We start from the raw sequence: 3,768 nt of genomic DNA on the forward strand, positions 1-3,768 counted from the left end.
CCATTATTATATGCACGTGCAATAACTTCTTCTACGTCTTCTTTAAATTGTCTTGCATTCAAATGAACATGTGTATCAAATAACATCATCGTACCTCCAAATAAGAGAAAAGGTCGTCCTCTTTATTCGAGTTCGACCTTTCTAAATTATTTTACTACGGAACCGTTCGGTAAAGACGCTTCAACGGTAGCTAAGGATAAGTTTCCTTTTTCATCTTCCCCGGATAAAATCATACCTTCTGACATTTCTCCACGTAATTTAACTGGTTTTAAATTTGTAATACATATTACCTTTTTACCTACCAAGTCCTCTGGTTGGTAATATTCGGCAATTCCAGAAATAATTTGCCGCTTCTCAGATCCAATATCAACTTGCATTTTCAGTAATTTATCTGCATTCTTCATTTTTTCCGCTTTTAATACTTCTGCAACACGGAAATCCAATTTCATAAAATCATCGTAGAGAACTTCATCTTTTTGTTCAACTTTTTCTTCTTTAACCACAGGAGATTTCATCATACTTTTAATTGTAGCAATCTCTTCTTCCATGTCTAAACGCGGGAAAATAGGATTGCCTTTTTCCGTTTTAATTCCAGCTTGAATACTTCCAACTTCATAAATACTATCCCATTCTTGCAATGAAGCATCTTTAATCCCTAACTGTTTAAAGATTTCTTTTGGTGCCTCCGTTAAGAATGGCCGTAACATGACCGCAGTAATTCGAAGCGATTCTACCAAATGAGCCATTACATTTCCAAGGCGATTTCTTTTTTCGTCATCTTTTGCCAAATTCCAAGGCTCTGTTTCATCAATATATTTATTCGTTCTGCTTATAAGCTGCCAAATGGAAGATAATGCAACAGAAAATTGCATTTTTTCCATTGCCATTTCTACCTTTTTAACTGTATCTTGAATAACTTGTTCTAAATCCTCATCTTCTTTATTTTCGGCAAGTACAAATTCAGGCACTTCCCCATCAAAATAACGGCCAATCATCGCTACGGTACGATTAAGTAGATTCCCTAAGTCATTTGCTAAATCATAATTTACTCTTTCGACAAATCCCTCAGGTGTAAAAACACCATCAGAACCAAATGGAACTTCACGAAGCAAATAATATCGTAGCGCATCTAGCCCAAAGCGGTCTATTAAAGGAATAGGATCAATAACATTTCCTTTTGACTTAGACATTTTACCGTCTTTCATTAATATCCAACCATGAGCAAACACTTTCTTTGGTAAAGGAAGATCTAAAGCCATTAAAATAATCGGCCAATAAATGGTGTGAAAACGCACAATTTCTTTCGCCATAATATGCACATCGGCAGGCCAGTACTTTTTAAACTTCTCCTCATTTTCAGTACCGTAACCTAACGCTGTAATATAATTTGTTAACGCATCAATCCATACATAAATAACATGTTTTGGATTTCCTGGCACTTTAATTCCCCAATCAAACGTTGTACGAGATACAGCTAAATCTTCTAACCCAGGTTTAATAAAATTATTTAACATTTCATTTTTTCTGCTTTCAGGTTGGATAAACTCAGGATTTTCTTCATAATATTGAACAAGTCTATCTGCATATTTACTCATTTTAAAGAAGTAGGATTCTTCTTTTACTTTTTCTACTTTTTTACCACAATCTGGACAGTGGCCTTCGTTTAATTGCAGATCTGTAAAGAAAGACTCACAAGAGACACAATACCAGCCTTCATATTCGTCTAAATAAATATCCCCTTGCTCTAATAATTGCGTAAAAATCTTTTCGACAATGACTTTATGTCTTTCTTCTGTCGTTCTAATAAAATCATCATTCGTTATTTTTAACTTTTTCCATAATGATTGAATCGTTTCAACTATTCCGTCTAAATATTCTTGTGGTTTTAACCCTTGCTCCTCAGCGGCTTTTTGAATTTTTTGTCCATGTTCATCTGTACCTGTCAGATACATAACTTCAAAGCCACGCATCCTTTTGTACCTGGCAATTGCATCCCCGGCAACAGTTGAATAAGCATGTCCAATGTGTAAATTCCCACTCGGATAATAAATAGGTGTCGTTATGTAAAACGTATTTTTTTCTGACATTTTTTATCTCCTCTTTTTTGAAACTTATCTAATCTAATCACCATAGGAAACATGCCTTCTGGCAAGCCCCTTTCTTAATAGTAAATAGTATAATCTATTGTATATACTTTTACTTTAAGATGAAAGTATATATAATTTATGCCACTTTTTTTATAGTCTATCCAATTAATTAGTATACCATGAATTAATTGACTAATTTAGTCGAAACACTTACAATAATTGTAATTCTATTAATTCTTTATTGTTCAAATTTATTTACATTTTTTTGATAGATTGCTACAATAATGATGTGAAAAAATTGTTGAAATATACATTTTTATACATTCAATACTATAGTATAATAGAATAATATAGTTCTTATCAATTTATTTCGACTTAGACGAAAGGGGACCGTAATATAATTATGAAATCTACTGGAATGGTTAGGAAAGTTGATGAGCTTGGAAGAGTAGTTATTCCAATCGAGTTAAGGCGCTCATTAGGAATTAAAGAAAAAGACGCAATTGAAATATTCGTCGATGAAGATCAAATTGTATTAAAAAAATACGTTCCTAATATGGCTTGTCATATTACAGGTAAAAATACAAACGATAATATCGCTTTAGCGAAAGGAAAAATTGTACTTAGTCCAGAAGGTGCTAAAGCTTTAGTGGATGAAATACAACAAAGCTTTAACATAAATGAATAATGGTACTAGTATAAATCGATTGGCAAAAATAAAATAACGGATTTTTTCTTTTTTTGCGATAAAATAGATCGATACAATTTAGACGTACTTAAAACTTGCATCCCCAGTGATGCAAGTTTTTTACTTTTTCACGTGAATTATTTGATATACTTCTCTTCGTGATATACCTCTATCGACTGCCACTTGTTTCATTGCCGCTTTATGCGACATTTCAGTGGAAGCTTCATAATGTTTAACGTGATCTGGAATAGATAAGTTTTGCCACCATATAGAATCTTTTTCTTCTCCAGCGTCATTTCCTTCCACAACAATACAACATTCGCCTTTTATCTCATTGTTCTCAGCCCAACGTATAACGTCTTTCACATATCCTCTTATAATTTGCTCGTATATTTTCGTAATTTCCCGGGAAATAGAAATTTGTCGATTTCCTAGTAGTTTTACGATTGCCTGTAGTGTATCTTTTATCCGGTAAGGTGATTCATAAAATATGAGTGTAGCTTTCAAAGAACCTAATCGTTCCAATTCAGCTTCTTTCTCTTGTTTCTTTCTAGGTAAAAAACCATAAAATAAAAATTCATCTGTCGAAAGACCAGAACCAACTAATGCACATAATGCTGCATTTGCTCCCGGCAAAACTACTACTTGCATTTCCTGCTTGATTACTTCCTGTACAAGTTCTGACCCAGGATCTGAAATAGCTGGCATGCCGGCATCACTGACTATAGCAATATTCTTACCTTGCTTAAGACGTTCTATAAGTTGTTCAATTCTTTCTTTTTTACTATGTTCATGGTAACTAAGTAGCCTATTCTTAATCTCAAAATGATTCAAGAGTTTCTGGGTATGCCTTGTGTCCTCCGCTGCAATAATATCCACTTCTTTTAACGTCTTTATTGCTCGAAAAGTCATATCTTCCAAATTTCCAATCGGAGTTGGGACGACATAAAGAGTCCCGGTTTCCTTCTCTTCATAACTTACTTGTACATTCAT

The 3,768-nt window shown here is 33.7% G+C and carries 3 protein-coding genes and 1 pseudogene; 1 reads left to right on the plus strand and 3 read right to left on the minus strand.

Going from position 1 to position 3,768, the window contains the following annotated elements; translation table 11 throughout:
- Positions 1 to 86 (minus strand): annotated as a pseudogene (locus ACPYKA_RS19655) (hydrolase TatD); the annotation flags it as partial.
- A 60-nt stretch (positions 87 to 146) separates the two neighbouring features.
- Positions 147 to 2,087, minus strand: coding sequence for a methionine--tRNA ligase (metG, locus tag ACPYKA_RS19660; RefSeq protein WP_479543889.1), 1,941 nt, complete (start codon positions 2,085 to 2,087; stop codon positions 147 to 149).
- 403 nt (positions 2,088 to 2,490) lie between these two features.
- Here metG and ACPYKA_RS19665 point away from each other — a divergent pair, with 403 nt between their 5' ends.
- Positions 2,491 to 2,775 carry an AbrB/MazE/SpoVT family DNA-binding domain-containing protein gene (locus tag ACPYKA_RS19665; protein WP_479543890.1) on the plus strand — a complete coding sequence of 95 codons (285 nt, stop codon included), beginning with the start codon at positions 2,491 to 2,493 and terminating at the stop codon, positions 2,773 to 2,775.
- 120 nt (positions 2,776 to 2,895) lie between these two features.
- On the opposite strand, the gene rsmI is transcribed toward ACPYKA_RS19665, so the two are convergent.
- Positions 2,896 to 3,768: 16S rRNA (cytidine(1402)-2'-O)-methyltransferase (gene rsmI, locus ACPYKA_RS19670; RefSeq protein ID WP_479543891.1), on the minus strand; the 873-nt coding region annotated here is incomplete at its 5' end.

This window comes from Pseudogracilibacillus amylolyticus (SeqCode), assembly GCF_051918545.1.
In the GTDB taxonomy this organism is placed as follows: Bacteria; Bacillota; Bacilli; order Bacillales; family Amphibacillaceae; genus Pseudogracilibacillus.

Bases quoted from the DNA above. Each gene is read 5' to 3' on its own strand.
- metG (WP_479543889.1), bottom strand. From the start codon at position 2,087: ATGTCAGAAAAAAATACGTTTTACATAACGACACCTATTTATTATCCG.
- ACPYKA_RS19665 (WP_479543890.1), top strand. From the start codon at position 2,491: ATGAAATCTACTGGAATGGTTAGGAAAGTTGATGAGCTTGGAAGAGTA.